We start from the raw sequence: 22553 nt of genomic DNA, 5'->3' as shown, positions 1-22553 counted from the left end.
CGGCACTAGGCTCGACCCCGTGAACGACGCACCCATCGGCATCTTCGACTCGGGAGTCGGGGGACTCACCGTCGCCCGCTCGATCCTCGACCAGCTGCCGAACGAGTCGCTGCTGTACATCGGGGACACCGCGAACAGCCCGTACGGGCCCAAGCCGCTCGCCGCGGTGCGCGCCATGGCGCTCTCGATCATGGACCAGCTGGTCGACGAGGGCGTCAAGATGCTCGTCATCGCGTGCAACACGGCGTCGTCCGCGGTGCTGCGCGACGCCCGCGAGCGCTACACCGCGCGCTACGGGATGCCCGTCATCGAGGTCATCCTGCCGGCGGCACGCCGCGCGGTCGCAGCGACCCGCACAGGGAACATCGGCGTGATCGGGACGCGGGGGACCATCGAGTCGCGCGCCTACGACGACGCGTTCGCCGTGGCCCCGGGCCTGCGGCTCACGTCCCAGGCGTGCCCGGAGTTCGTCCGTCTCGTCGAGGCCGGGGTGACCTCGGGCCCCGAGGTCCTGGAGATCGCGCACGAGTACCTCGCCCCGGTCCGCGCCGCCGGGGTTGACACCCTGGTGCTGGGCTGCACGCACTACCCGCTGCTCGCGGGCGCCATCTCGTACGTCATGGGCGACGAGGTCACGCTGGTCTCGAGCGCCGAGGAGACCGCGAAGGACGTCTACCGCACGCTCGTCGCGCACGGCCTGGAGCGTTCGCGCGAGGCGGGCGCCCCGCGCCACCGCTTCCGTGCGACGGGCAGCGCCGAGCCGTTCGACCAGCTCGCGCGTCGCTTCCTCGGGCCTGAGGTCTCGTTGGTGGAGGCCGTCTGATGCGGCTGGTCGTCGTCGGCTGCTCCGGCTCGTTCGCCGGCCCCGACTCTCCCGCGTCCTCGTACCTGGTCCAGGTGCCCGGCACCGACTCACCGGACGGGCGGGAGTGGAACCTCCTGCTCGACATGGGCAACGGTGCGCTCGGCGCGCTCCAGGGCATCCTCGACCCGCGCCGGCTCGACGCGATCGGCCTGTCCCACCTGCACCCCGACCACTTCGTCGACGTGTGCGGTCTGTACGTGTACCTCAAGTACCACCCGGACCGGCTCGCCGCGGCGTCGGGTACGGCCGCGGTGGCGCAGGCGGCGACCGACGGGTCCGTCGTGCAGGACGCCGCGGCCACCCTGCCGGTCTGGGGTCCCTCGAACACGGCCGAGAGGATCGGGGCGACCTACGGTCTGGAGGCGGGGGAGTCGCTCGGGTCCCAGTTCGACTTCCGGGCGTGGGTCCCCGGGCAGGTGGTCACGGTCGGTCCGCTCGAGATCGAGCCGTTCCGCGTCTATCACCCGGTCGAGGCCTACGGCGTGCGGGTGACCGGGCCCTCGAGCCTGGTCCCCGGAGAGCGGGTCACGCTCGCGTACACGGGGGACACGGACTTCTGCGACGGCGTGGTCGAGCTGGCCCGGGACGCCGACCTGCTCCTGGCGGAGGCCGCCTTCCACGAGGGGCGCGACGACGCGGTCGACCGCGGCATCCACCTCACGGGCAGGCGGGCGGGCGAGGTCGCCACGGCGGCGGGCGCCAAGCGCCTGGTCCTCACGCACCTGCCCGCGTGGAACGACAAGCAGGCCGCCCGCGACGAGGCCACCGCGGTCTACGACGGTCCGGTGGACCTGGCCGCGACGGGCCGGGTCTTCACGCTCTGAGCCCGGATAGGCTGGCTCCATGACTTCAGCCTCCACCTCCCAGACCGTCCGCGCGGACGGCCGCGCGCCCGACGAGCTCCGCCCCGTCACGATCACCCGGAACTGGCTCGACGCCGCGGAGGGCAGCGTGCTCGTCGAGTTCGGCCGCACGCGCGTGCTGTGCGCGGCCTCGTTCACCGAGGGCGTGCCGCGCTGGCGCAAGGGCTCGGGCCAGGGCTGGGTCACGGCCGAGTACTCGATGCTCCCGCGCGCGACCAGCACCCGCAGCGACCGCGAGTCGGTCAAGGGCCGCATCGGCGGGCGCACGCACGAGATCTCGCGCCTCATCGGCCGTTCGCTGCGCGCCGTGATCGACGTCTCGGCGCTCGGCGAGAACACGATCGTGCTCGACTGCGACGTCCTGCAGGCCGACGGCGGCACGCGCACCGCGGCGATCACGGGCGCGTACGTCGCGCTCGCCGACGCCGTGACCTGGGGCAAGAAGCACGGCGCGATCAAGGGCGGCAAGAAGGTCCTCACGGACTCGGTGTCGGCCGTGAGCGTCGGCATCATCGACGGCACGCCCATGCTGGACCTGCCCTACGTCGAGGACGTGCGCGCGGACACCGACATGAACGTGGTGGTCACGGGCTCGGGCGACTTCGTCGAGGTGCAGGGCACGGCCGAGCACGCGCCGTTCAACCGCACCGAGCTCGACGTCCTGCTGGACCTCGCGCTCCACGGGACGTCCGAGCTCGCGATCATCCAGCAGCTCGCGCTCGACGAGGCGTCGCGGTGAGCGCTGCGTCCGGCGTGAGCGTCCCGGCCGGCGCACGGCTCGTGCTCGCGACCCACAACGTGGGCAAGCTCGCCGAGCTGCGGGCCATCCTCGCGGCCCAGCCGGGCCTCGACCTGCCGCCCGAGGCCGTGGTCTCGGCGCGTGAGGTCGGTGCGCCGGAGCCCGTCGAGGACGGCGTGACGTTCGCGGAGAACGCGCTCATCAAGGCCCGCGCTCTCGCTGCGGCGACCGGCCTGCCCGCCGTGGCCGACGACTCGGGGCTCGCGGTCGACGTCCTGGGCGGTGCACCGGGGATCTTCTCGGCGCGCTGGTCCGGTCGCCACGGCGACGACCAGGCGAACCTCGACCTTCTCCTCGCCCAGCTGGGCGACGTCCCCGCCGGGCACCGGGCAGCGGGCTTCGTGTGCGCAGCCGCGCTCGTGACGCCCGACGGGGGCGAGTGGGTGCGCACGGGCGAGATGCGCGGCACGCTCCTGACCGTCCCGCGCGGCGAGGGCGGGTTCGGGTACGACCCGATCCTCCTGCCCGACGGCGAGACCCGCTCTGCCGCCGAGCTGTCGGCCGCGGAGAAGAACGCGATCAGCCACCGGGGCAAGGCGTTCCGCGCTCTCGCGCCCCAGGTCGTCGCGGTGCTCACCGGGACGACGGTCGACGAGGTCCAGGTCCAGCCGCTCGCCTGAGCGGTGTCCGGCCGTGGCCCGCCTGACCGCAGGCGGGGGCCCGGTGCCAGGCCACCAGACGTGTCGGCCGAGAACGTCCGAGCCGCACGTCGAGAACGACATTCCGTGCGCTCGACCACGACGTCGTGGCCACGAAACTCGTCAGAACGATCTCGACCTCGTTCTGGGCACCAGGGGCGCAGGGCATCGAGCGGTGACCGGTGCCGGTGCCCGGTCGCGAGACGGGCCACCTGCCCCCGCGCCGCCGGGCGCTCCAGGCCGACGGACCGCCCTACCGGCGCCCGCGCACCGTGAGCACGAGGAGAGCGACGAGTCGCCAGCCCACGAGCGTCGCGAGCAGGAACGCCGCGGAGACCACGAGGAACGCGGTCGCGAGCCCCTCGCCCGTGGCCCAGCGCAGCGCCATCCCCACGACCCACGTCGTGACCCACAGCACGACCCCGGTCGGCCAGGCCGCGAGCGGCCACCGCCACGCGCGCAACAGGACCCAGCCCGCCGCGAGGCCCACGAGGAAGGGCCAGGCGATCGACAGGACCGCGGTCAGCGGGCTGTCCGCCGAGTGCGTCGCCCGGCCGCCTGCCGCGAACGCGAGGACCGCGACGACGTCGAGCACGACGGCCAGGGCGACGACGCCCGTCCGGACGGTCGGGCGGGGCGGGCTCGGGGCGGTGGCAGGCGTCGAGGTCATGGCCACGACGCTACCGGAGCGCGCCCGGGTCACGGCCCGCCGTCAGGTGTTGCGCGGGCCACGTCCACGGGCCGGGACGAGCCGCGGCAGGGGCGAGAGAGGCGCGCCTGCCCTTCAGGTCCCTCTAGGGTTGACCCGTGCACCTGGCTGTCGACGACCTCTCCTTCTCCTACCCCGGACGCCCCGTCCTCTCGGGCGTCTCCCTGCGCGTGGCCCCCGGCACGCGCCTCGGCGTGGTCGGTGAGAACGGCAGCGGGAAGTCGACGCTCCTGGGTGTCCTGGCCGGGACGCTGCCGCCGAGCGGGGGCGAGGTGCGCCGTCAGGGCTCGCTCGCCGTCGTCGAGCAGGAGCTCGTCCCGCTGCCCGGCCAGACCGTGGGCGACCTGGTCCGCGAGAGCCTCGCGACCGTGCGTGCCGTGGGAGCAGAGCTCGACGCCGTGACCCGCGACTTCGACCACGAGCACGGCAGCCTCGCCGAGCTCTCGGACGTGCTGGCCCGCGCCGAGCACCTGGCCGTGTGGGACGCCGACCGTCGCGTCGAGGTCGCGCTGTCCCGGCTGGGCGCGTGCCGCGACCTGCACCGCGAGCTCGCGACGCTCTCGGTCGGCGAGCGCTACCGCGTGCGCCTCGCGTGCCGCCTGGCCGAGCGCAGCGACCTCCTGCTCCTGGACGAGCCGACCAACCACCTCGACACGAGCGGCATCGACTTCCTCACGGGCGAGATCGTGGCCTGGGGCGGCGGGATCGTCATGGTCACGCACGACCGCCAGCTGCTCGACGACGTCGCGACCGAGATCCTCGACCTCGACCCGGCGATGGACGGCAAGCCCGTCCTGTACGGGCAGCCGGGCTACCTCGCCTACCGCTTCGCCAAGAACCAGGCCCTGCACCGGTGGCGTCAGCGCTACCGGGCAGAGCGCAAGCGCGCCGAGAAGCTCGCCGAGCGCCTCGACGCGTCGTACGAGGGGCTCTCCGACGAGTGGCGTCCCGCCAAAGGCAGCCAGAAGCACCGTCGCGCGACGCACGCGCGCATCCACGTCAAGGCCGCGGACCGGCTCGTGCAGAAGCTCGAGGCCGAGGCCGTCGAGGTCCCCGTCCCTCCGCTCGAGCTGCGCTTCCCCGACCTGCTGGCCATGTCGCCCGGGTGGGCCCCCGACCTGCCGCTGCTCGAGGTGCGCAGCCCGCGCGTCGACGCGGGCCCGCGCGAGCGTCCGGGCGAGCCCGGCGGCCTGCCCGACGACGGCGACGGCCCGGCTCCCGCTGCCGTGCCCGCGGGCGCCCGGCTCGACCTGCCCGGGACACGCATCGCGATCCCGCCGTCGGGGCGGCTGCTGATCACCGGGCCGAACGGCTCGGGCAAGTCGACCCTCCTCGCGGCGCTCGCGGGCACGATCGGTCTCGATCGGGGCACCCGTTCGGTCGCCGAGGGCGTGCGGGTCGGGATCGTCGCGCAGGAGGGCCCCGCGCTCCCGGCCGGCGCCGAGGAGCGCACGGGCTTCGAGGAGTACGCGCAGGAGGCGCTCGACCTGCTCTCGGCGGGCACGCTCGACCCGGACTACCTGGTGCCCGTCGCGTTCCTGGGGCTGCTGACCGAGGAGGACCTGGACCGGCCGCTGCGCGAGCTGTCCGCAGGGCAGCGGCGTCGCTTCGACCTGGCTCGCGCGCTGCTCGCCGTGCCGCACGTCCTGCTGCTCGACGAGCCGACCAACCACCTCTCGATCGACCTGGTCGACGAGCTGACCCAGGCGCTGCGCGTGACCCCTGCGGCCGTGGTGGTGGCGACGCACGACCGCCGGATGCGCGAGGACTTCGCGGACTGGCCCACGCTCGAGCTCTAGGGCGCGCCGCTCAGAACCCGTTCTCGGGGTCTCCCAGGAGCTGGGCCACGTGGTCGGGGACGTAGTTCGCCAGCTCGCGCGGGGGACGCACGTAGCTGCTCGACGCCTGGGGCCGGTCGGGCAGCTCGACCTTGTCGTGCGGCACGTCGACGTAGGGGATGGTCGAGAGCAGGTGCGCGATCATGTTGAGCCGGGCGTTCTTCTTGGAGTCCGACTCGACGACGAACCACGGGCTCTCGGGGACGTCGGTGTGCACCATCATCTCGTCCTTGGCCCGCGAGTAGTCCTCCCAGCGGTGGATCGACTCCAGGTCCATGGGGCTCAGCTTCCACTGGCGGACCGGGTCGGACAGCCGGGAGCGGAACCGCTTGAGCTGCTCGGCGTCCGAGACGGAGAACCAGTACTTGCGCAGCAGGATCCCGTCGTCGATGAGCATCTGCTCGAAGACCGGGGTCTGGCGCATGAAGCGCTGGTACTCCTGAGGCGTGCAGAAGCCCATGACCTTCTCGACGCCTGCCCGGTTGTACCAGGAGCGGTCGAACAGCACGATCTCGCCCGCCGCCGGCAGGTGCGCGATGTAGCGCTGGTAGTACCACTCCGAACGCTCGCGCTCGGTGGGGGTCGGCAGGGCGGCGATCCGTGCGATGCGCGGGCTCAGGTACTGCGTGATGCGCTTGATCGTGCCGCCCTTGCCCGCGGCGTCGCGGCCCTCGAAGATCACCACGACCCGCGTGCCCGTGGCCTGCGTCCACTGCTGGAGCTTGACGAGCTCCGCCTGGAGCCGGAACAGCTCGGCCTCGTAGACCTCACGGGACAGGGACGGGCCCTTGTTCTTCTTCGACTTCTTCTTCGACGTCTTCGACATGGCGACACGCTACCGCCGGCAGGAGGCGGCTCCGGAAGGCGCGCGAGCCGGTTCGCCCAGCCGTGCGGGTGAAGATCCGCACGCGCCGACGGCCCGCGGGGCGAACAGGCGTCAGTCCGGTGCGGGGGCGGGCTTCATCCGCCGGTCGACCAGGCCCAGCAGGGCCGCGAGGCCCAGGAACACCACGGCCACGACCCCCGTGTTGAGCACCGCCTGCGGGTACCCGATCTCGGTCACGTCCATGAACGGGTAGGGGTACCAGCGGGTGAACGCGCCCTGCACGAAGATGTAGACGATCCATGCGAGCGGCGCGACGACCGACCACCAGATCGTCGCGGGGTCGATGCGCGGGCGGGGGCCCACGACGAGCCACCCGACGACCGCGAGCAACGGACCGGCCTGGTGCATGAACAGGTTCGTGAAGAGGCCCGCGACGCTCAGCTCCTGCAGCCCGGCGAGCACCGTGTTGTAGACGATCCCGGTCACCGCGATGCACAGGAGCGCATCGAGCCGGGCGATGCGGAACACGCGCCCGTCGCGTACCGGGTTCACGAGGAGCATCGCGCTCGTGACCCCGACGAGAAGGTTCGACAGGATCGTGAAGTAGCTGAAGAAGTGGACCACGAGGGTCGCGGTCGAGTCGCCGGCCTCCGGGCCTCGGCCGAGGGTCGCGAACAGCTCCCACACCACTCCCGTCAGCGTCATGGCCGCGACCACGCCGTGCCACCAGCGGGCGGCCGTCACGCCACGCCACCGGGTGCGGGACGGCGTGGCGACCTGCGCGGCGCTCACGTGAGGCGGCCGACGTACGCCATGGCCTGGCGCAGGAGCGTGCCCTGACCGCCGTGCATCTCGAGCTGGACCTGGTCGCTGCACGCCTGCTCGGGCGTGAGCCACGCGAGCTCGAGCGCCTGCTGCTGGGGCTGGCAGTCGCCGGAGACCGGGACGACGTACGCGAGCGAGACCGCGTGCTGCCGCGGGTCGTGGTAGCCCGTGATGCCGGGCGTGGGGAGGTACTCGGCGACCGTGAACGGCTGCGGGGAGGCCGGGACGTGGGGGAGGGCCACAGGTCCCAGGTCCTTCTCGATGTGCCGCAGCAGGGCGTCGCGGATCCGCTCGTGGTACATCACGCGCCCGGACACGAGCGCCCGGGTCATCTGACCCTCGGGGGTCACGCGCAGGAGCAGGCCCACCGCGACGACATCGCCCGAGTCGTCGACCCGGACCGGGACGGCGTCGACGTAGACGAGGGGAAGGTGCGACCTCGCGGCCGCGAGGTCCTCGGCGCTCAGCCACCCGGCCGGCTGGGGGAGCTCACGGGAGAAGTCGTCGGGTGGGAAGTCCGCGGTGTCCGTCACCCGACTGTTCTACCACCCACGCCCTCCTGTGCGCTGAACCGCGAGCGACGGGACCACGACGGGAGGGGCGCCGAGGCGACTCGTCGAGCGAGCACAGCGACGCCCCAACCGCTGGGGCGCTCAGCGGGTCCGGGGCCCCGCCACCGGCTCGGCGAGCCGGGCGATGAGCTCGACGAGCAGCCGCTCGCTCACGGCGGGCGGGAGCGCCTCGACGAGCGCCAGGAGCGGGGCCATAGGCCCCGTGCCGGGCTCGGGCGAGTCGCCTCCGCGCGTGTCGGTGCCACCCAGCACCGTGCGTTGCACGAGCTCCCACGCCGTGGCCGCGTCGAGCGATCCGAGCGCGGCGACCGCGTCAGCGGGCTCGACGCCCGGCGCGAGCGTCGCGAGCAGCCCGGCCAGGACCTGCGCGGGGTCGGGCCGCGGCACACCGCGCACGGTCTCCGCGGCGTCGAGGAGCGCGGCTCCCAGCTCGCCGACGACGCCCGCCGTCACCGGGGTCACCGTGAAGTGCGTCGTGTGCGGCAGGCGCGAGCCGTCGGGCTGGGTGAAGCCCGGCTGGGGCTGGAGCACGAACCCACTCGCGCGCACCGCGTCCGACCACACGTGCGGGTCGATCCTCCGGTCGACAGGGACGGACTCGTCGGCCGCGACCGCCACGAGCGGCCCCACCGGGTGCCCGACGACCCGCAGGCCCTCGATCGCCCCGAGCACCTCGCGCAGGACGGACGTGGCCCCCGCGCAGCGTGCGGTCACGGCCCGGTAGCCGGGCACGCCGAGCGCCTGCGTCACGGCCCAGGCGGCAGCGAGCGGCCCCGCCGACTTGGAGCCCATGACGGTCGAGTTCACCACGGGGTAGCCGGGCCAGCGCGTCGTCGCGAACAGCTGGTGGCGCTGGCGGTCCCGGTCGCGCGTCAGCAGGACCGACGTGCCTTTGGGCGCGTACCCGTACTTGTGGATGTCCGCCGAGATCGAGGTGACCCCCGGGACGCGGAAGTCGAAGACCGGGACCTGGGCTGCGGCGTCGGGCCAGAAGGGCAGGACCCAGCCGCCCACGCACGCGTCCACGTGGACCGGCACGCCCAGGGCGCTCGCGGCCGCCGCGACCTCCTCGACGGGGTCCACGACCCCGTGCGGGTAGGAGGGCGCCGAGACCACGACGAGCGCGACGTCGCGTCCGTCGCCCACGGCCTCGGCCAGGGCGGCCGGGTCGGCGCGGCACGACGCGGGGTCGACGGGGACCAGCATGAGCTCGAGCCCCAGGTAGGCCGCGGCCTTGTGGAACGCGGCGTGCACGGTCGCGGGGGCGACGACGCGCAGCGCGAAGCCGAGCGTCGCGAGCGTGCGCGGCGACCCGTCGGCCTGTGCCGGCTGGGCGGCGAGGAACGCGTCGCGCGCGGTCTTGACCGCCAGCAGGCAGCTCTCGGTCCCGCCGGACGTCACGGTCCCGACGACGCCGCTCGCGTCTTGCGCGCCCGTCCCGTGCAGCATGTCGCGCGCGAAGGACACGAGCTCGCGCTCCATGACCGCGACCGACGAGAAGGTCGTGGGGTCCAGGGCGTTGAGCGGCTGGACCGCGCGGATCGCGTCGCCGGCGAGAGCGTCGAGCTCGGCCAGGTCCGGGTCGTAGACGTACGAGAGCACGCGGCCCCCGTGCGTGGGGGCGTCGGCCGCTCGCAGTGCTGCGAGGCGGTCGAGGATGCCCTCGGTCCTCAGGACGGGCGGGGCGGGCAGGGGGGTGTCGTCAAGGGCGCTCATGCGCGGCGGACTCCTCGGTGGGCACGTCGATGTCGCCCCTGCGCAGTCGATAGCGTACGAGGGCGACGAGGCTCAGCGCGACAAGAACCGCCGGGACCAGCGAGAACGAGAGCGCGATGCCGTCGATCGCGGCGCTGGACTGCTCGGGCGTGACGCCCGCGCTCGAGGACTGGTAGCCCGTGACCCACTGCACGAGGCTCAGCAGGCCGGCGCCGAACGCCATGCCCGTCGTCTCGCCCGCGGTCCACACGCCGCTGAACGCCCCGCCCCGGTCGGCGACACCGGGTGTGGTGCGCGCGTCGTGCGCGATCACGTCGGGGAGCATCGCGAGCGGCAGGGCCTGCATGCCCGCGTAGCCGACGCCCGCGAGGGCCGTGGGCAGGTAGACCCAGGCCCCCGGGGCCCATGCGAGGGGCACCATGCACAGCGTCGCGAGCGCGAACAGCGCGCTCGCGAAAATGAAGCTGCGCTCCTTGCCGACGCGGCGCGCGAGCCGGTTCCAGAGCGGCATGACGAGCAGCGCGGGGGCGATGAGCGCCGCGAACAGCAGGCTCACCGCGAGGTCCGACTCCAGGACGTACGTCGCGACGTAGTTCGCGGCCGCGAGCATGAGGCCCGTCGCGAGCGCCTGGAGGAAGAACGCGGTCAGCAGCACGCGGAACGGCTGGCTCCGGCGCAGGGTCGAGACCGCCTCGGCGACCGCGATCCGGAAGGCTCCCAGCGCCGAGACCGCCGCTGCCGGGGCCGCGGCCTGCACGCCCGGGGGGAGCGGCGCCGTCGGGCCTGCTGCGCGTGCGCCGCGCGGGGCCACGCGCGACGCGACGAACATGCCTGCCCCGATGACCAGGCCCGCGACCACGCCGAGCGTCAGGTACCCGGACAGCGAGCTCGTCTCGCCGCGCAGCACCGGGCCCCCGGCCCCGAAGAGCAGGATCGCGAACGCGAGCGTCGCCACGCGCCAGCTGATGAGGCGCGTGCGCTCGTCGTACGTCGGGGCGATCTCCGCGGGCAGCGCGATGTACGGGACCTGGAACATCGAGAACGCGGTGGCCGCGAGCAGGAACGCGACCAGCACCCAGATCGAGGCGGCCACGGTCGAGGCCCCCGCAGGCACGGCGAACGTCAGCGCGAAGAACACCGGGATCGCGACCGCGCCGATCGTCATGAAGCGCCGCCTGGACCCGGTGCGGACCAGATCGCGGTCGCTGCCGTACCCGATGAACGGGTCGATCACGACGTCCCAGACCTTGGCGCCCGTGACGACCAGGCCCGCGACCGCGGCCGGGACGGCGAGCGCGTCGGTCAGGTAGTACAGGAGCATGAGGCCGGGCAGCGTGCCGAACCCACCCGTGCCGACCGAACCGATGGCGTATCCCGCGATCGTGCGCGGCCTGAGGCGTTCCACGCGCCACAGCCTAGACGTGACCTCGCTCACGGCCGTGCAGGCCGGGCTGACGGGGAAGGTCCGAGCCGGCCGCACGCGCGGACTCCCGCCCGCCGCGCCGGGAATACCCGGCCGCGGCAGGTTGCTGCACCTGGTGAACCCCTCAGGAAGGACCTTCATGGCAACCCAGGAACTCACCGGCGCCACGTTCGAGCAGACCATCAAGGACAACGACATCGTCCTGGTGGACTTCTGGGCGTCGTGGTGCGGCCCGTGCCGCCAGTTCGCCCCGGTGTTCGAGGCCTCCTCGGAGACCCACCCGGACGTCGTGCACGGCAAGATCGACACCGAGGCCGAGCAGGGCCTCGCGGCCGCGGCGAACATCACCTCGATCCCGACGCTCATGGCGTTCCGCGAGGGCGTGCTCGTCTTCTCGCAGCCCGGCGCGCTCCCCGCACCCGCTCTCGAGCAGGTCGTCGAGGCGGTCAAGGGCCTCGACATGGACGACGTCCGCGCCCAGATCGCCCAGGCGCAGGCCGCCGGGTCGAACGGTCAGGCGGACGCCTGACGCTCCGGCGCACGCAGCTCGACGAAGGACCCTGGCCCCGGCCGGGGTCCTTCGCCGTCCTGGGTGCAGCTGCTAGACGTGGGCCCGACGGGCGTCGGGCTCGGCAGGGCCGGCCGCGCGGGGCTCGCGGCGCAGGGCCCGCGGCGTGGCGCGGGTCCGGCCGCAGCACTGGCGACGCGGAGGAGCTCGGAGGATCGTGGAGGGGGAGCGCGGGCGCGACGAGGCGTCCGCCCGACGATGACGGAGGACGTCATGAGCGGCTCGGTAGCGCGCATCACCCAGATCAGTGCACGGTCCGACGTGAGCTTCGACGACGCGGTCAAGACCGGGATCGAGCGGGCGAGCGAGACCCTGCGCAACCTCACGGGTGCGTGGGTCAAGGAGCAGAAGGTCGAGGTCAGGGACGGGAAGATCGTGGCCTGGCAGGTGGCGCTCGAGGTCACGTTCGTTCTCGACTGACCCCGGTCCTCGAACGGGTGGCCGATCGGCGCGCCCGGGCGTGCCGACTTGACCGGCGGGCCCGGGTGCGGCTATTTGACCCTGCGGCCGGGATTCCGTAATCTTGAACGTCGGTGCGCTCGGTGCGCACTGGTCCCGTGTGCCCATGGACAGGTCGCACTCGCACGCCATGGTGTGTTGAGTCCTGCCAAGACGACCAGACATGGCGAGCACGCCAAGACTAGAAGAGATGAGCAACAACGTGGTGTACGCGATCGTCAAGGCCGGTGGCCGCCAGGAGAAGGTGTCCGTCGGCGATATCGTCGTCGTCGACCGTCTGTCGGCTGGTGCCGGACAGTCCGTCGAACTTCCTGCGATCCTGCTGGTGGACGGGGAGAAGGTGACCCACGACGCTGCGGCGCTCGCGAAGGTCAAGGTCACTGCTGAGGTCGTCCGGGACGAAAAGGGCCCGAAGATCACGATCCTCAAGTACAAGAACAAGACCGGCTACCGCAAGCGCCAGGGTCACCGTCAGCAGCTGACCCGCCTCAAGGTCACCGGCATCAAGTGACTTCCCTCGGCGGCTCGTGAGAGCCGCCGCAGGTGATCCCACCCCCTCTTCTTCCAGCACGAAAGCAGGTTCGACATGGCACACAAGAAGGGCGCGAGCTCCTCGCGCAACGGTCGTGACTCCAACGCCCAGCGCCTCGGCGTGAAGCGCTTCGGTGGCCAGGTCGTCAGCGCCGGCGAGATCATCGTCCGCCAGCGCGGCACCCACTTCCACCCGGGCAACAACGTCGGTCGCGGTGGCGACGACACGCTGTTCGCCCTGACCGCAGGCGCCGTCCAGTTCGGTACGCGCCGTGGTCGCAAGGTCGTCGACATCGTCTCTGCCGAGGCCTGATCCACGACGCTGCACATGCTTGACAGGAGGGGCGCACCGACGCGGTGCGCCCCTCCTGGTGTTCTTCCCCCCGCGCGAGAGGCCCCGTTCCATGGCCACGTTCGTCGACCGCGTCGTTCTGCACGCCTCCGGCGGTGACGGCGGAAACGGCTGCGCCTCCATCCGTCGGGAGAAGTTCAAGCCGCTCGCCGGCCCCGACGGCGGCAAGGGCGGGGACGGTGGGAGCGTGCGGATCGTCGTCGACACGCAGACCACGACGCTCCTCGAGTTCCACCACTCGCCGCACCGGCACGCCGCGTCCGGGACCCAGGGCAAGGGCGACTACCGGGAAGGTGCCAACGGCGAGGACCTGATCCTGCGCGTGCCCGACGGCACCGTGGTCAAGGACCGCCAGGGGAACGTGCTCGCCGACCTCATCGGCGAGGGCGCCGAGTACGTCGCCGCTGCGGGCGGCCGCGGTGGCCTGGGCAACCACGGCCTCGCCTCCCCGCGCCGCAAGGCCCCGGGCTTCGCTCTCCTGGGCGAGCCCGGCGAGGAGGTCGACTTCGTCCTCGAGCTCAAGTCGATCGCGGACGTCGCGCTCGTGGGCTTCCCGAGCGCGGGCAAGTCCTCGCTCGTCGCCGCGATCTCGGCCGCACGACCCAAGATCGCCGACTACCCGTTCACGACCCTCGTCCCGAACCTCGGCGTGGTCCAGGCCGGCGAGGTGCGCTTCACGGTCGCCGACGTCCCGGGCCTCATCCCCGGTGCGAGCGAGGGCAAGGGGCTCGGGCTCGAGTTCCTGCGCCACATCGAGCGCACGGCCGTGATCGTGCACGTGCTCGACTGCGCGACGCTCGAGCCGGGCCGCGACCCGATCTCCGACCTCGAGGCCCTCGAGGCCGAGCTGGCTGCCTACTCGGGCGACCTCGACGGTTCGGGCGTCGTGGGCGGGCTCCCGCTCAACGAGCGCCCCCGCCTCGTCGTGCTCAACAAGATCGACGTCCCCGAGGCGCGCGAGCTGGCCGACCTGGTCCGCCCCGACCTCGAGGCCCGCGGTCTGCAGGTCTTCGAGATCTCGGCGGCGAGCCACGAGGGCCTGCGCCAGCTGACCTATGCGCTCGCCGGGCTCGTCGACAAGGCGCGCCGCGAGACCCCCGCCCCCGCTCCGGCCCGCACGATCCTGCGCCCCAAGGCCGTCGACGACGCCGGGTTCACGGTCACCCGCAAGAACGCGGGCGACGGCACGTTCTACTTCGAGGTCCGCGGTGCCAAGCCCGAGCGCTGGGTCCGCCAGACCGACTTCGCGAACGAGGAGGCCGTCGGCTACCTCGCCGACCGTCTCGCCCGCCTGGGCGTCGAGGAGAAGCTCTTCAAGGCCGGGGCGGTCGCGGGCGACGAGGTGCGGATCGGGTCCGAGAAGTACGCCGTGGTCTTCGACTGGGAGCCCACGCTCATCACGGGCTCCGAGCACCTCGGCGGACCCCGCGGCACCGATCTGCGCTTCGACGACCACTCGCGCCCCACGCGCAACGACAAGCGTCGCGAGTACAACGAGCGCATGGACGCCAAGGCCGAGGCCCGCGCAGAGCTCTGGACCGAGCGCGAGTCCGGTCACTGGACCGACCCCGAGAAGGACTGACCTCCGGGTACGGTGCCGCAGCGACGGGCCGAGCGGTCGGGTGCTCAGGCGCTCCGCGTCGACGCTGTCGCCCACGACGTCCGCCCGCAGGGCGGGTACGGCCCCTCGGGTCGTGCCCGCCCTGCGGCGTCTCGGTCGAGCGACGACCCGCACCCGGGTGGGCCGGGAGCGGGCGGTGGGTGACGTCGTCGGGCAGGCTCTCGCCGGAAAGGTGTCAGAAGCGCACCGGGCCATACGCCGGTGCACTTCTGACTCCACGGCGCGGCACGGGTCCATGCCGTCTCACGCCGGGGTGTCACACGGTGACATGACACCGCGCCCGGGCGCCCGGCGCGCGATGATGTCCCGGTGAATGCGCTCTCCGCACGCTCCCAGGTCGCCACGGCCCACCGGGTCGTCGTCAAGATCGGCTCCTCCTCGCTCACCGGACCGGACGGGCACCTCAGCGTCCCGGCCCTGCACGCGCTCGTCGACGTGATCGCCGCGCGGCACGCCGCGGGCGGGCAGGTCGTGCTCGTGACGTCCGGGGCGATCGCGGCGGGGATCGGGCCGCTCGGCCTCAGCGCCCGACCACGCGACCTCGCCACGGCCCAGGCCGCGGCCTCGGTGGGCCAGGGCCTCCTGGTCGCGCGGTACGCCCAGGCGTTCGCCGAGTACGGCATCCGCGTGGGTCAGGTCCTCCTCACGGCCGAGGACACCATCCGCCGCGGGCACTACCGCAACGCGCAGCGCTCGCTCGAACGTCTCCTGGACCTGGGGGTCGTGCCCGTCGTCAACGAGAACGACGCGGTCGCGACCGACGAGATCCGCTTCGGCGACAACGACCGTCTCGCGGCGCTCGTCTCGCACCTGGTCCGCGCCGACGTCATGGTGCTGCTGACCGACGTCGACGGGCTCTACGACGGTCCGCCCTCGCGCCCTGGCACCCAGCGCATCCGCGAGGTCCGCTCGCCGCTCGACCTCGAGGGCATCGAGGTCACGGGACGCGGCAGCTCGGTCGGGACGGGCGGCATGCTCACCAAGCTCGAGTCCGTGCGCATCGCGACCGGCTCGGGGATCCCGGTCGTGCTGACCAAGGCCGCGAACGCCGAGGGTGCGCTCGCCGGGCGCGAGGTCGGGACCTGGTTCGCCGTCACGGGCAAGCGCACCACGCGCCGACGCCTGTGGCTCGCGCACGCCGCGCGCACGCGCGGGCGGCTCGAGCTCGACGAGGGGGCCGTGACCGCGGTCCTGGGCGGGCGGGCCTCGCTGCTGCCTGCGGGCGTGGTCGGGGTCACGGGCGACTTCGACGCGGGCGACCCGGTCGAGCTCGTCGCGCCCGACGGGCGCGTGATCGCGCGCGGCCTCGTGGCCTTCGACTCGACCGACATCCCCGACCTCCTCGGCCGCTCGACGCGCGAGTTGCGCGACGAGCTCGGCGAGGGCTACGACCGCGAGGTCGTGCACCGCGACGACCTGGTGCTCGTGGGGCGCAGGCGCAAGGCGTCCTGAGCGGAGATCCGCGGGTGCTGCCGGCCTCGTCGGGCGGACCGGGCTCCTGAGACGTGGAGCGAGCCACTCCCCGGACGCCGCAGACAGGCCCGGTCCGTGCGACGTAGGCTCGTCGCATGACCGCGCTGATCCCCGACTCGGACCTCGACCAGACCGCGACCACCGTCACGGGTGCCCCGCAGGCGCCCGGCGCCCCGGCCCCCACGGTTGCGGAGGCCGTCGAGGCGACGGCCCGGCGCGCCAAGACGGCCTCGCGTACGCTCGCGACCGCCACGCGCGCGACCAAGGACGCGGCCCTCCTCGCGCTGGCCGACGCCCTGGTCGAGGCGACCGAGGAGATCGTCGCGGCCAACGCGCAGGACCTCGAGCGCGGCCGGGAGAACGGCACGTCCGCCGGCCTCCTCGACCGCCTCGCGCTGACCCCCGAGCGCATCGCCGCGATCGCCGACGCCCTGCGCGACCTCGCGTCGTTGCCGGACCCGGTCGGCGAGGTCGTGCGGGGCTCGACCCTGCCCAACGGCCTGCGCCTGCGGCAGGTCCGCGTGCCCATGGGCGTCGTCGGGATGATCTACGAGGCGCGCCCCAACGTGACCGTCGACGCGGCGGGCCTCGCGCTCAAGAGCGGCAACGCCGTGATCCTGCGCGGCGGCTCGGCCGCGGCGGCCTCGAACGAGGTCATCGTCGACGTGCTCGGGCGTGCGCTCGAGGCCCAGGGGCTGCCCGCTGACCTCGTCCAGTCCATCGACCGGCACGGGCGCCCGGGCGCCGTCGCACTCATGCACGCGCGCGGTCTGGTCGACGTGCTCGTGCCGCGCGGGGGAGCCGACCTCATCCAGACGGTCGTGCGCGAGTCGACCGTCCCCGTGATCGAGACGGGCGTCGGCAACTGCCACGTGTACGTGGACGCCTCGGCGGACCAGGCGAGCGCGCTCGCGATCCTGCTCAACTCCAAGACGCAGCGCGTCGGGGTCTGCAACGCCGCCGAGACACTCCTGGTCCACGCCGCCGCGGCCCCCGCGTTCCTGCCCTCGGCGCTCGCCGCGCTCGACGGGGCCGGGGTCGTGCTGCACGGCGACGCGCGCACGGCAGAGCTCGCCCCCGCGGGCATCGAGGTCCTCGCCGCGACCGACGACGACTGGGCGCGCGAGTACCTCGCACCGGAGATCGCGGTGCGCGTGGTCCCGGACCTCGACGCCGCGCTCGAGCACATCCGCACCTGGACGTCGGGGCACACCGAGGCGATCGTCACGCGCGACCTGGCCTCGTCCGAGCGCTTCGTCGCTGAGCTCGACTCGGCAGCGATCATGGTCAACGCCTCCACCCGTTTCACCGACGGGGCTCAGTTCGGGCTCGGTGCGGAGATCGGGATCTCGACCCAGAAGCTGCACGCGCGCGGGCCCATGGGGCTGGCCGAGCTCACGACGACCAAGTGGGTCGTCCACGGCGACGGTCACGTGCGTCCCTGATCACAGGCTGCCCTGCGTCCAGCGCGACCGTGAGAGACTGGACGACGATCGGCGCCCGGCGCCGGACATCCACTGATCCACGCACCACGTACCAGAACTAGTAGGAGGACATCGTGCTCGCTGCTGCCGCACAGGTTGCCCAGGAGAACGCCGAGGCCGTCACCCACCTTCCGATCCCGCCGGTCGGGTTCGGCATCGTCGGGTTCGGCGTGCTCATGGGTCTCCTCCTCGTGACCTACGCCTTCCGTAGCGTCGGTACCCGCCACTGACCCGGTCGCTGGTGGACCCGTCGGACATGACCTCGAGCAGGCCCCGGCTCGGGGTGATGGGTGGCACGTTCGACCCCATCCACCACGGCCACCTCGTCGCGGCGAGCGAGGCAGCAGCCCGTTTCGGTCTCGACGAGGTCGTCTTCGTCCCCACGGGCAAGCCCAGCTTCAAGCAGCACCAGAAGGTCACGGCTCCCGAGCACCGCTACCTGATGACGGTCATCGCGACGGCCTCGAACCCACGGTTCACGGTCAGCCGGGTGGACGTCGACCGGCCGGGGCTCACCTACACGGTCGACACGCTGCGTGACCTGCGCGCACAGCGCCCGGACGCGGACCTCTTCTTCATCTCGGGAGCGGACGCGATCGAGCAGATGCTGACCTGGAAGGATGCCGACGACCTGTGGAAGATGGCACACTTCGTGGCGGTCTCCCGTCCGGGTCATCAGCTCAGCGTCGAGGGACTGCCGCCGGGGGTCGTCTCCACGCTGGAGATCCCCGCGCTCGCCATCTCGTCGACGGACTGTCGGCAGCGGGCGGAGGCCGGCCAGCCGGTCTGGTATCTGGTACCGGACGGTGTCGTCCAGTACATCGCGAAGCACGGTCTGTATAGAGGTCAGCACCATGAGTGATCAGCACGGGGGCAGCATGCAGCCCGTCCGTCCCTTGACGCGCCGAGAGATCCGCGAGCGCGAGGCCGCGGCGGCCGAGCAGGCCGCGGGCTCCGCCCCGCCCGCCTCGGGCGGGTTCCCGCCGCCGCCTCCCGCGCCCGCGCCGGAGGCCCCGGTTGCGCCGGCAGGGCCGCCGCCCTCGCGCCGCTCGATGCGTGAGCCGGTCAGCCCGACGGCGGGCGACGGCTTCCCGAGCCAGGCCCCGGTCGTGCGTCCGCCCTCCATGACGGGCGGTATGCGAGGAGTCGACCAGACGGGCCGGCTCACGCCCATCCAGGAGACCGTCGAGCACGTCGCGATCCGACCGAACCAGGCACCGCCGGCAGGGATGACACCCCCTGTCCGTCAGAGCATGCGGGCGCCGGCGCCGGCGCCGTCTCCGTTCGAGGCCCCGGCCTCGCGGCCCACGCGGGCTCCCCAGGCCGCGCCTGCGGCACCGCCGGCGGCTCCCGTCCCCTCGCCGTTCCCGCCGTCACAGACGGCCGCCCCTGCCCGGGAGTCCGTGTCCTCCCGGATTCAGCCTTCGGAGACGCCGCGTGCTGCAGCGACGCCCGCGCCGGCGCAGCCCACCCTGCCCTGGCAGCAGGCGACTGCACCCGTCGCGCCCGCTCCGGTGGTGCCCCAGGCTCCGGTGGCCGAGGCGGCCCCGGCGCTTCCCTGGGAGACCGTCACCATGGGGGCAGCGGCCGGTTCGGCGGCAGCGCCCCCTGCGCCGTTCGGCGCGCCCGTGGCCGCGCACGAGGAGCAGGGCGACTCACCGTTCCCCTCCGCCGGCGGTACGCGCCCGGGCCCTTCCGGTCGTCGCGCTGCGGACGACGAGCCCGACGAGGACGAACGCCCTCCGGGCCACCCCTACACCTGGCTCCACTACCTGATCCTCATCGCCGTCGCGTTCGTGCTCGGCCTGCTGATCTGGCAGATGCTGCTGAACGGCAGCGCCGCAGAGGCTGCGGCCGCTGCGCCCAGCGAGACCGTGGCGAGCGCCACCCACCCATACGTCGGCCTGTCCTCCTGACAGGCCTCGGAACACACTACGGAGAGTCGTGACTGCAACAGAACGCGCTGTCGAGCTTGCGGTGATTGCGGCTCGCGCTGCATCGGACCGCAAGGCCGAAGAGATCATCGCCCTGGACGTCAGTGAGCAGCTCGTGCTCACGGACGTCTTCCTGATCGCCTCGGGAACGAGCGAGCGGCAGGTGTCCGCGATCGTGGACGCGGTCGAGGAAGAGCTGCACAAGGTCGGCGTCAAGCCGATCCGTCGCGAGGGCAAGGCGGAGGCTCGTTGGGTCCTGCTGGACTTCGGCGACATCGTCGTGCACGTCCAGCACGCCGAGGACCGGGTCTACTACGCGCTCGAGCGCCTCTGGAAGGACTGCCCTGTCATCGAGCTGCCCGAGGACGCACGTGGCGGAGACGGGTCGTCGAGCACCGAGGGTGCCGACGCCTCGGACGACGGCGCCATCTACCTCGCGGAGGACACGCAGGCGTGAGCGCGCGCACCGTCGTCTTCCTGCGCCACGGGCGCACCGAGTACAACGCGGCCATGCGCCTCCAGGGGCAGGTCGACATCCCGCTGGACGCCGTCGGGCACTGGCAGGCCGAGCAGGGGGCACGGTCGCTCGCGGCCGCGCACTCCCCGACGCTCGTCGTCGCGTCGGACCTGACGCGCGCGGCCGAGACGGCCGGGTACTACGGGAAGGCGACGGGCCTGCCCGTCTCCCTCGACGAGCGTCTGCGCGAGCGCGGGTTCGGCGAGTGGGAGGGCATGACGGGCGAGGAGCTCTCCGAGCGCTGGCCCGACGAGTACGCGGCGTGGCGCCGTGGCGAGGAGCCCGCTCGTGCGGGCGCCGAGTCGCGGGCCGACGTCGCGGCGCGCATGGTCGCGGCCGTCACCGAGCACGCCGACGCACTGGACGAGAAGGACACGCTCGTCGTCGTCTCGCACGGTGCCGCGATCACGTTGGCCATCACGGCCATGCTCGGTCTGGACCCGACGGGCTGGCGGGGGATCTCGGGACTGAACAACGTCCACTGGTCCCAGCTGCAGCGCTCGGGAGCGAACGCGTACCCCTCGTGGAGGCTCGTCGCGCACAACGTCGGAGCCGACTTCTCGCTCGACGAGTGGAGCTCTGGACCCGATTGGATTTTCCAGCCGACTTCGGCATAAACTAGCGATGCTTCCGAGGGGGAAAACCCCAAGGAAGTGCGGGACCAGCAATGGTTCTCGGGGCTGTGGCGCAGCTGGTAGCGCACCTGCATGGCATGCAGGGGGTCAGGGGTTCGAGTCCCCTCAGCTCCACCCGACACGAAGGCCGTCTCCCTCAGGGAGGCGGCCTTCGTCGTTCTCGAGCGACGAGGTTCGCCCTGCGACGGAGCAGGTGTGACGTAGGTCATGATCGCTGCTCCTCTCGTCTGCTCGGCTCTGTTCGTGGGTCCTTGACGTCCGTTCTGGGTTGCGCGTACGACACGGTCGGCAACCGGACGTCGATGCCGTCGCACCGGGCGAGCGGCGACGTCACGGCCGCCTACACCTACGGACCGTCGACGGTGGACCCCGATGCCGGGGTCCACGCCCTGACGGGGGTCGCGACCATGACGGCCGGCGGTGCGCCTACCACGGCGTCGTACGTCTACGACGCCGCGGGCAACACCGTCAGCCGTCCGTTCGGCACGGGCACCCAGGTGCTCGGATGGGACGGTGAGGGGCGTCTGGCCCAGATCGTCACGTCCGGCACCGGAGGCGCCGGGGAGAACCAGCTGACCGCCGGTGAGGCGTCGTTCGTCTACTCCGCCGACGGCGAGCGGCTCGTCCGCAAGGACGCGTCCGGGACGACGCTGTACCTGCCCGGCGGGCAGGAGTTGACGAACCACAGTGCCGGCTCGGCTGCGGGTACGACGACCGCAACCCGGTACTACGGGTTCGGCGGCCAGACGGTCGCCGTGCGTGACGGCAGGGGCCTGGGCGGGGTGTCCAGCCTGGTCAACGACGTGCACGGGACGGCGCTCGCCGTGGTACACAACACGAAGTACACGCTGACCCGCAACTTCGCCGACCCGTTCGGCGGTCGCCGCGGCGAGGTGCTGGACACCCCCGGGGACCGCGGGTTCCTGGGCAAGGTCGAGGACACCACGGGGCTGACGAGCGTGGGGGCGCGGTACTACGACTCGGGAGTAGGCCGGTTCGTGTCGGTCGACCCGGTGATGGACCTGGGCGACCCGCAGCAGTGGTCGGCGTACACGTACGCGAACAACAACCCGGTGACGTGGTCGGACCCGACGGGGCTGCTGTCCTGGAAGGGCGCGTGGTCGAAGGTCAAGAACTCGGCGGCGGGGAAGTGGGTCAGCAAGAACAAGGCCGAGATCATCGGCGGTGTCGTGGGCACCGTCGTGGGGGTCGGGTGTGCTGCGCTCACGGTCGGCTGGGGGTCGGTGGCGTGTGCGGTGGCCGGCGGGGCGTTGGCCGGAGCGATCACGAACACGATCCGCCAGTCGTCATCGGGGAAGCCGTTCTCGTGGAAGTCGTTCGCGACCGAGACCGCCCTTGGTGGGGCAGTTGGGCTAATGGGCTTCGGCATCGGTGCGGCCGCCTCCAAGTGGCTTGCACCGGTGGCGAACCGTGAGGTGCAAGGGGCTGCGTCAGCGGTCCGGGCGAGCCTGTCAAAGGGAGGTCAGGCAGTCGCGTCCTCGGCGCGAACCGTTGTTTCGGGTCTGCGGTCAACAATGTCAATGGCAGTTGCGCGGATCAAGCCCATCGTGGCAGCCATACCCCGCCCGACCGCCACGCGCCCTTCCGAGACCGCAAATGCGTCGACCGGAGTGTCAAAGCCGAGCGTTGTGAACAGGACAACTGCAAGATCAAACTCGGACGATCTGCCGGCAGGATCTAGTTCCATCGATGATGCAGCAGGTCAGTGTTCGTTTGCGGGTGCAACCTTGGTTCTAATGGGTGATGGCAGCCGTAAGCAAATCTCTGAGATTCAGGTTGGAGACAAAGAGGCGTTCTCACCAGGCGTGGTGATGTGATCGGCGCGACGGCGCGCTGACCTGCAGGTTCGTTCGGTCGTGAGTTTGGCAGCAGCAGGGTCCCAGG

24 protein-coding genes and 1 tRNA gene are annotated in these 22553 nt (G+C 72.5%); 19 read left to right on the top strand and 6 right to left on the bottom strand.

The window, feature by feature from the left end:
* Positions 1 to 19 precede the first annotated feature (19 nt).
* The 4 genes from murI to rdgB are packed head-to-tail and all read left to right on the top strand — an operon-like array spanning position 20 to position 3147.
* Entirely contained in the window at positions 20 to 823 is an 804-nt protein-coding gene (gene murI, locus H9641_RS10740; protein ID WP_056650490.1) for a glutamate racemase, read from the top strand.
* Positions 823 to 1689: an MBL fold metallo-hydrolase gene (locus tag H9641_RS10735; RefSeq protein ID WP_191803589.1), complete on the top strand. Its 867-nt coding sequence runs from the start codon at positions 823 to 825 to the stop codon at positions 1687 to 1689. The genes murI and H9641_RS10735 overlap by 1 nt, the downstream gene beginning before the upstream one ends.
* A 19-nt stretch (positions 1690 to 1708) precedes the next feature.
* Positions 1709 to 2467: a ribonuclease PH gene (gene rph, locus H9641_RS10730; protein WP_056650494.1), complete on the top strand. Its 759-nt coding sequence runs from the start codon at positions 1709 to 1711 to the stop codon at positions 2465 to 2467.
* Positions 2468 to 2481: 14 nt separating this feature from the next.
* Positions 2482 to 3147, top strand: a complete 666-nt coding sequence (gene rdgB / locus H9641_RS10725) for an RdgB/HAM1 family non-canonical purine NTP pyrophosphatase (protein WP_191803830.1) — start codon at positions 2482 to 2484, stop codon at positions 3145 to 3147.
* Between the two features lie 271 nt (positions 3148 to 3418).
* Here rdgB and H9641_RS10720 read toward each other — a convergent pair whose 3' ends face one another.
* On the bottom strand, positions 3419 to 3835 hold the full coding sequence (locus H9641_RS10720; RefSeq protein ID WP_191803587.1) for a DUF3054 domain-containing protein: 417 nt from the start codon (positions 3833 to 3835) through the stop codon (positions 3419 to 3421).
* A 137-nt stretch (positions 3836 to 3972) separates the two neighbouring features.
* Here H9641_RS10720 and H9641_RS10715 point away from each other — a divergent pair, with 137 nt between their 5' ends.
* The gene (locus tag H9641_RS10715) at positions 3973 to 5673 is read left to right on the top strand and encodes an ABC-F family ATP-binding cassette domain-containing protein (protein ID WP_191803585.1); all 1701 of its coding nucleotides are present in this window, start codon (positions 3973 to 3975) and stop codon (positions 5671 to 5673) included.
* Positions 5674 to 5683: 10 nt separating this feature from the next.
* Here H9641_RS10715 and ppk2 read toward each other — a convergent pair whose 3' ends face one another.
* The 5 genes from ppk2 to H9641_RS10690 form a co-directional block, all read right to left on the bottom strand.
* The gene (ppk2, locus tag H9641_RS10710) at positions 5684 to 6538 is read right to left on the bottom strand and encodes a polyphosphate kinase 2 (protein WP_191803583.1); all 855 of its coding nucleotides are present in this window, start codon (positions 6536 to 6538) and stop codon (positions 5684 to 5686) included.
* Between the two features lie 111 nt (positions 6539 to 6649).
* A complete protein-coding gene (locus H9641_RS10705; RefSeq protein ID WP_318244520.1) occupies positions 6650 to 7330 on the bottom strand; it encodes a Pr6Pr family membrane protein in 681 nt (226 codons plus the stop codon).
* Positions 7327 to 7896: an NUDIX hydrolase family protein gene (locus H9641_RS10700; protein ID WP_191803581.1), complete on the bottom strand. Its 570-nt coding sequence runs from the start codon at positions 7894 to 7896 to the stop codon at positions 7327 to 7329. Before H9641_RS10700 ends, H9641_RS10705 begins: the two co-directional genes overlap by 4 nt.
* A 120-nt stretch (positions 7897 to 8016) precedes the next feature.
* On the bottom strand, positions 8017 to 9651 hold the full coding sequence (locus H9641_RS10695) for a pyridoxal phosphate-dependent decarboxylase family protein (protein WP_191803579.1): 1635 nt from the start codon (positions 9649 to 9651) through the stop codon (positions 8017 to 8019).
* Positions 9638 to 11056: an MFS transporter gene (locus H9641_RS10690; protein WP_318244519.1), complete on the bottom strand. Its 1419-nt coding sequence runs from the start codon at positions 11054 to 11056 to the stop codon at positions 9638 to 9640. Before H9641_RS10690 ends, H9641_RS10695 begins: the two co-directional genes overlap by 14 nt.
* 157 nt (positions 11057 to 11213) lie before the next feature.
* Between H9641_RS10690 and trxA the strand changes: the two genes are divergently transcribed.
* From trxA to H9641_RS10620, 14 genes are all read left to right on the top strand, one after another.
* On the top strand, positions 11214 to 11603 hold the full coding sequence (gene trxA / locus H9641_RS10685) for a thioredoxin (protein ID WP_056650509.1): 390 nt from the start codon (positions 11214 to 11216) through the stop codon (positions 11601 to 11603).
* A 237-nt stretch (positions 11604 to 11840) separates the two neighbouring features.
* On the top strand, positions 11841 to 12062 hold the full coding sequence (locus tag H9641_RS10680) for a dodecin family protein (RefSeq protein WP_225220313.1): 222 nt from the start codon (positions 11841 to 11843) through the stop codon (positions 12060 to 12062).
* Between the two features lie 241 nt (positions 12063 to 12303).
* Complete coding sequence (gene rplU / locus H9641_RS10675) at positions 12304 to 12612, top strand: 50S ribosomal protein L21 (RefSeq protein ID WP_191789147.1); 309 nt, start codon at positions 12304 to 12306, stop codon at positions 12610 to 12612.
* A gap of 75 nt (positions 12613 to 12687) precedes the next feature.
* Positions 12688 to 12945, top strand: coding sequence for a 50S ribosomal protein L27 (gene rpmA, locus H9641_RS10670; protein ID WP_030151568.1), 258 nt, complete (start codon positions 12688 to 12690; stop codon positions 12943 to 12945).
* A gap of 91 nt (positions 12946 to 13036) precedes the next feature.
* Positions 13037 to 14566 (top strand): GTPase ObgE, encoded by a 1530-nt coding sequence (gene obgE / locus H9641_RS10665; protein WP_191803577.1) that lies wholly within the window; start codon positions 13037 to 13039, stop codon positions 14564 to 14566.
* Positions 14567 to 14914: 348 nt separating this feature from the next.
* Positions 14915 to 16057 (top strand): glutamate 5-kinase, encoded by a 1143-nt coding sequence (gene proB / locus H9641_RS10660; RefSeq protein ID WP_191803574.1) that lies wholly within the window; start codon positions 14915 to 14917, stop codon positions 16055 to 16057.
* A gap of 116 nt (positions 16058 to 16173) precedes the next feature.
* Complete coding sequence (locus H9641_RS10655) at positions 16174 to 17523, top strand: glutamate-5-semialdehyde dehydrogenase (protein WP_191803572.1); 1350 nt, start codon at positions 16174 to 16176, stop codon at positions 17521 to 17523.
* Positions 17524 to 17636: 113 nt separating this feature from the next.
* Positions 17637 to 17792 (top strand): hypothetical protein, encoded by a 156-nt coding sequence (locus H9641_RS10650; RefSeq protein WP_191803570.1) that lies wholly within the window; start codon positions 17637 to 17639, stop codon positions 17790 to 17792.
* A 26-nt stretch (positions 17793 to 17818) separates the two neighbouring features.
* Positions 17819 to 18424, top strand: a complete 606-nt coding sequence (gene nadD, locus H9641_RS10645) for a nicotinate-nucleotide adenylyltransferase (protein WP_056650547.1) — start codon at positions 17819 to 17821, stop codon at positions 18422 to 18424.
* Complete coding sequence (locus tag H9641_RS10640) at positions 18417 to 19478, top strand: hypothetical protein (RefSeq protein ID WP_191803568.1); 1062 nt, start codon at positions 18417 to 18419, stop codon at positions 19476 to 19478. Before nadD ends, H9641_RS10640 begins: the two co-directional genes overlap by 8 nt.
* A 28-nt stretch (positions 19479 to 19506) precedes the next feature.
* Entirely contained in the window at positions 19507 to 19953 is a 447-nt protein-coding gene (gene rsfS / locus H9641_RS10635; protein WP_191803566.1) for a ribosome silencing factor, read from the top strand.
* A complete protein-coding gene (locus H9641_RS10630; protein WP_191803564.1) occupies positions 19950 to 20630 on the top strand; it encodes a histidine phosphatase family protein in 681 nt (226 codons plus the stop codon). The genes rsfS and H9641_RS10630 overlap by 4 nt, the downstream gene beginning before the upstream one ends.
* 59 nt (positions 20631 to 20689) lie before the next feature.
* Positions 20690 to 20762 (top strand) — tRNA-Ala (locus H9641_RS10625).
* A gap of 137 nt (positions 20763 to 20899) precedes the next feature.
* Positions 20900 to 22486, top strand: coding sequence for an RHS repeat-associated core domain-containing protein (locus H9641_RS10620; protein WP_191803562.1), 1587 nt, complete (start codon positions 20900 to 20902; stop codon positions 22484 to 22486).
* The last annotated feature ends 67 nt before the right edge of the window (positions 22487 to 22553 follow it).

The sequence above is a fragment of the Oerskovia merdavium genome (genome assembly GCF_014836755.1).
In the GTDB taxonomy this organism is placed as follows: Bacteria; Actinomycetota; Actinomycetes; order Actinomycetales; family Cellulomonadaceae; genus Oerskovia; species Oerskovia merdavium.
This window is presented reverse-complemented; position numbering and strand designations above follow the sequence as displayed.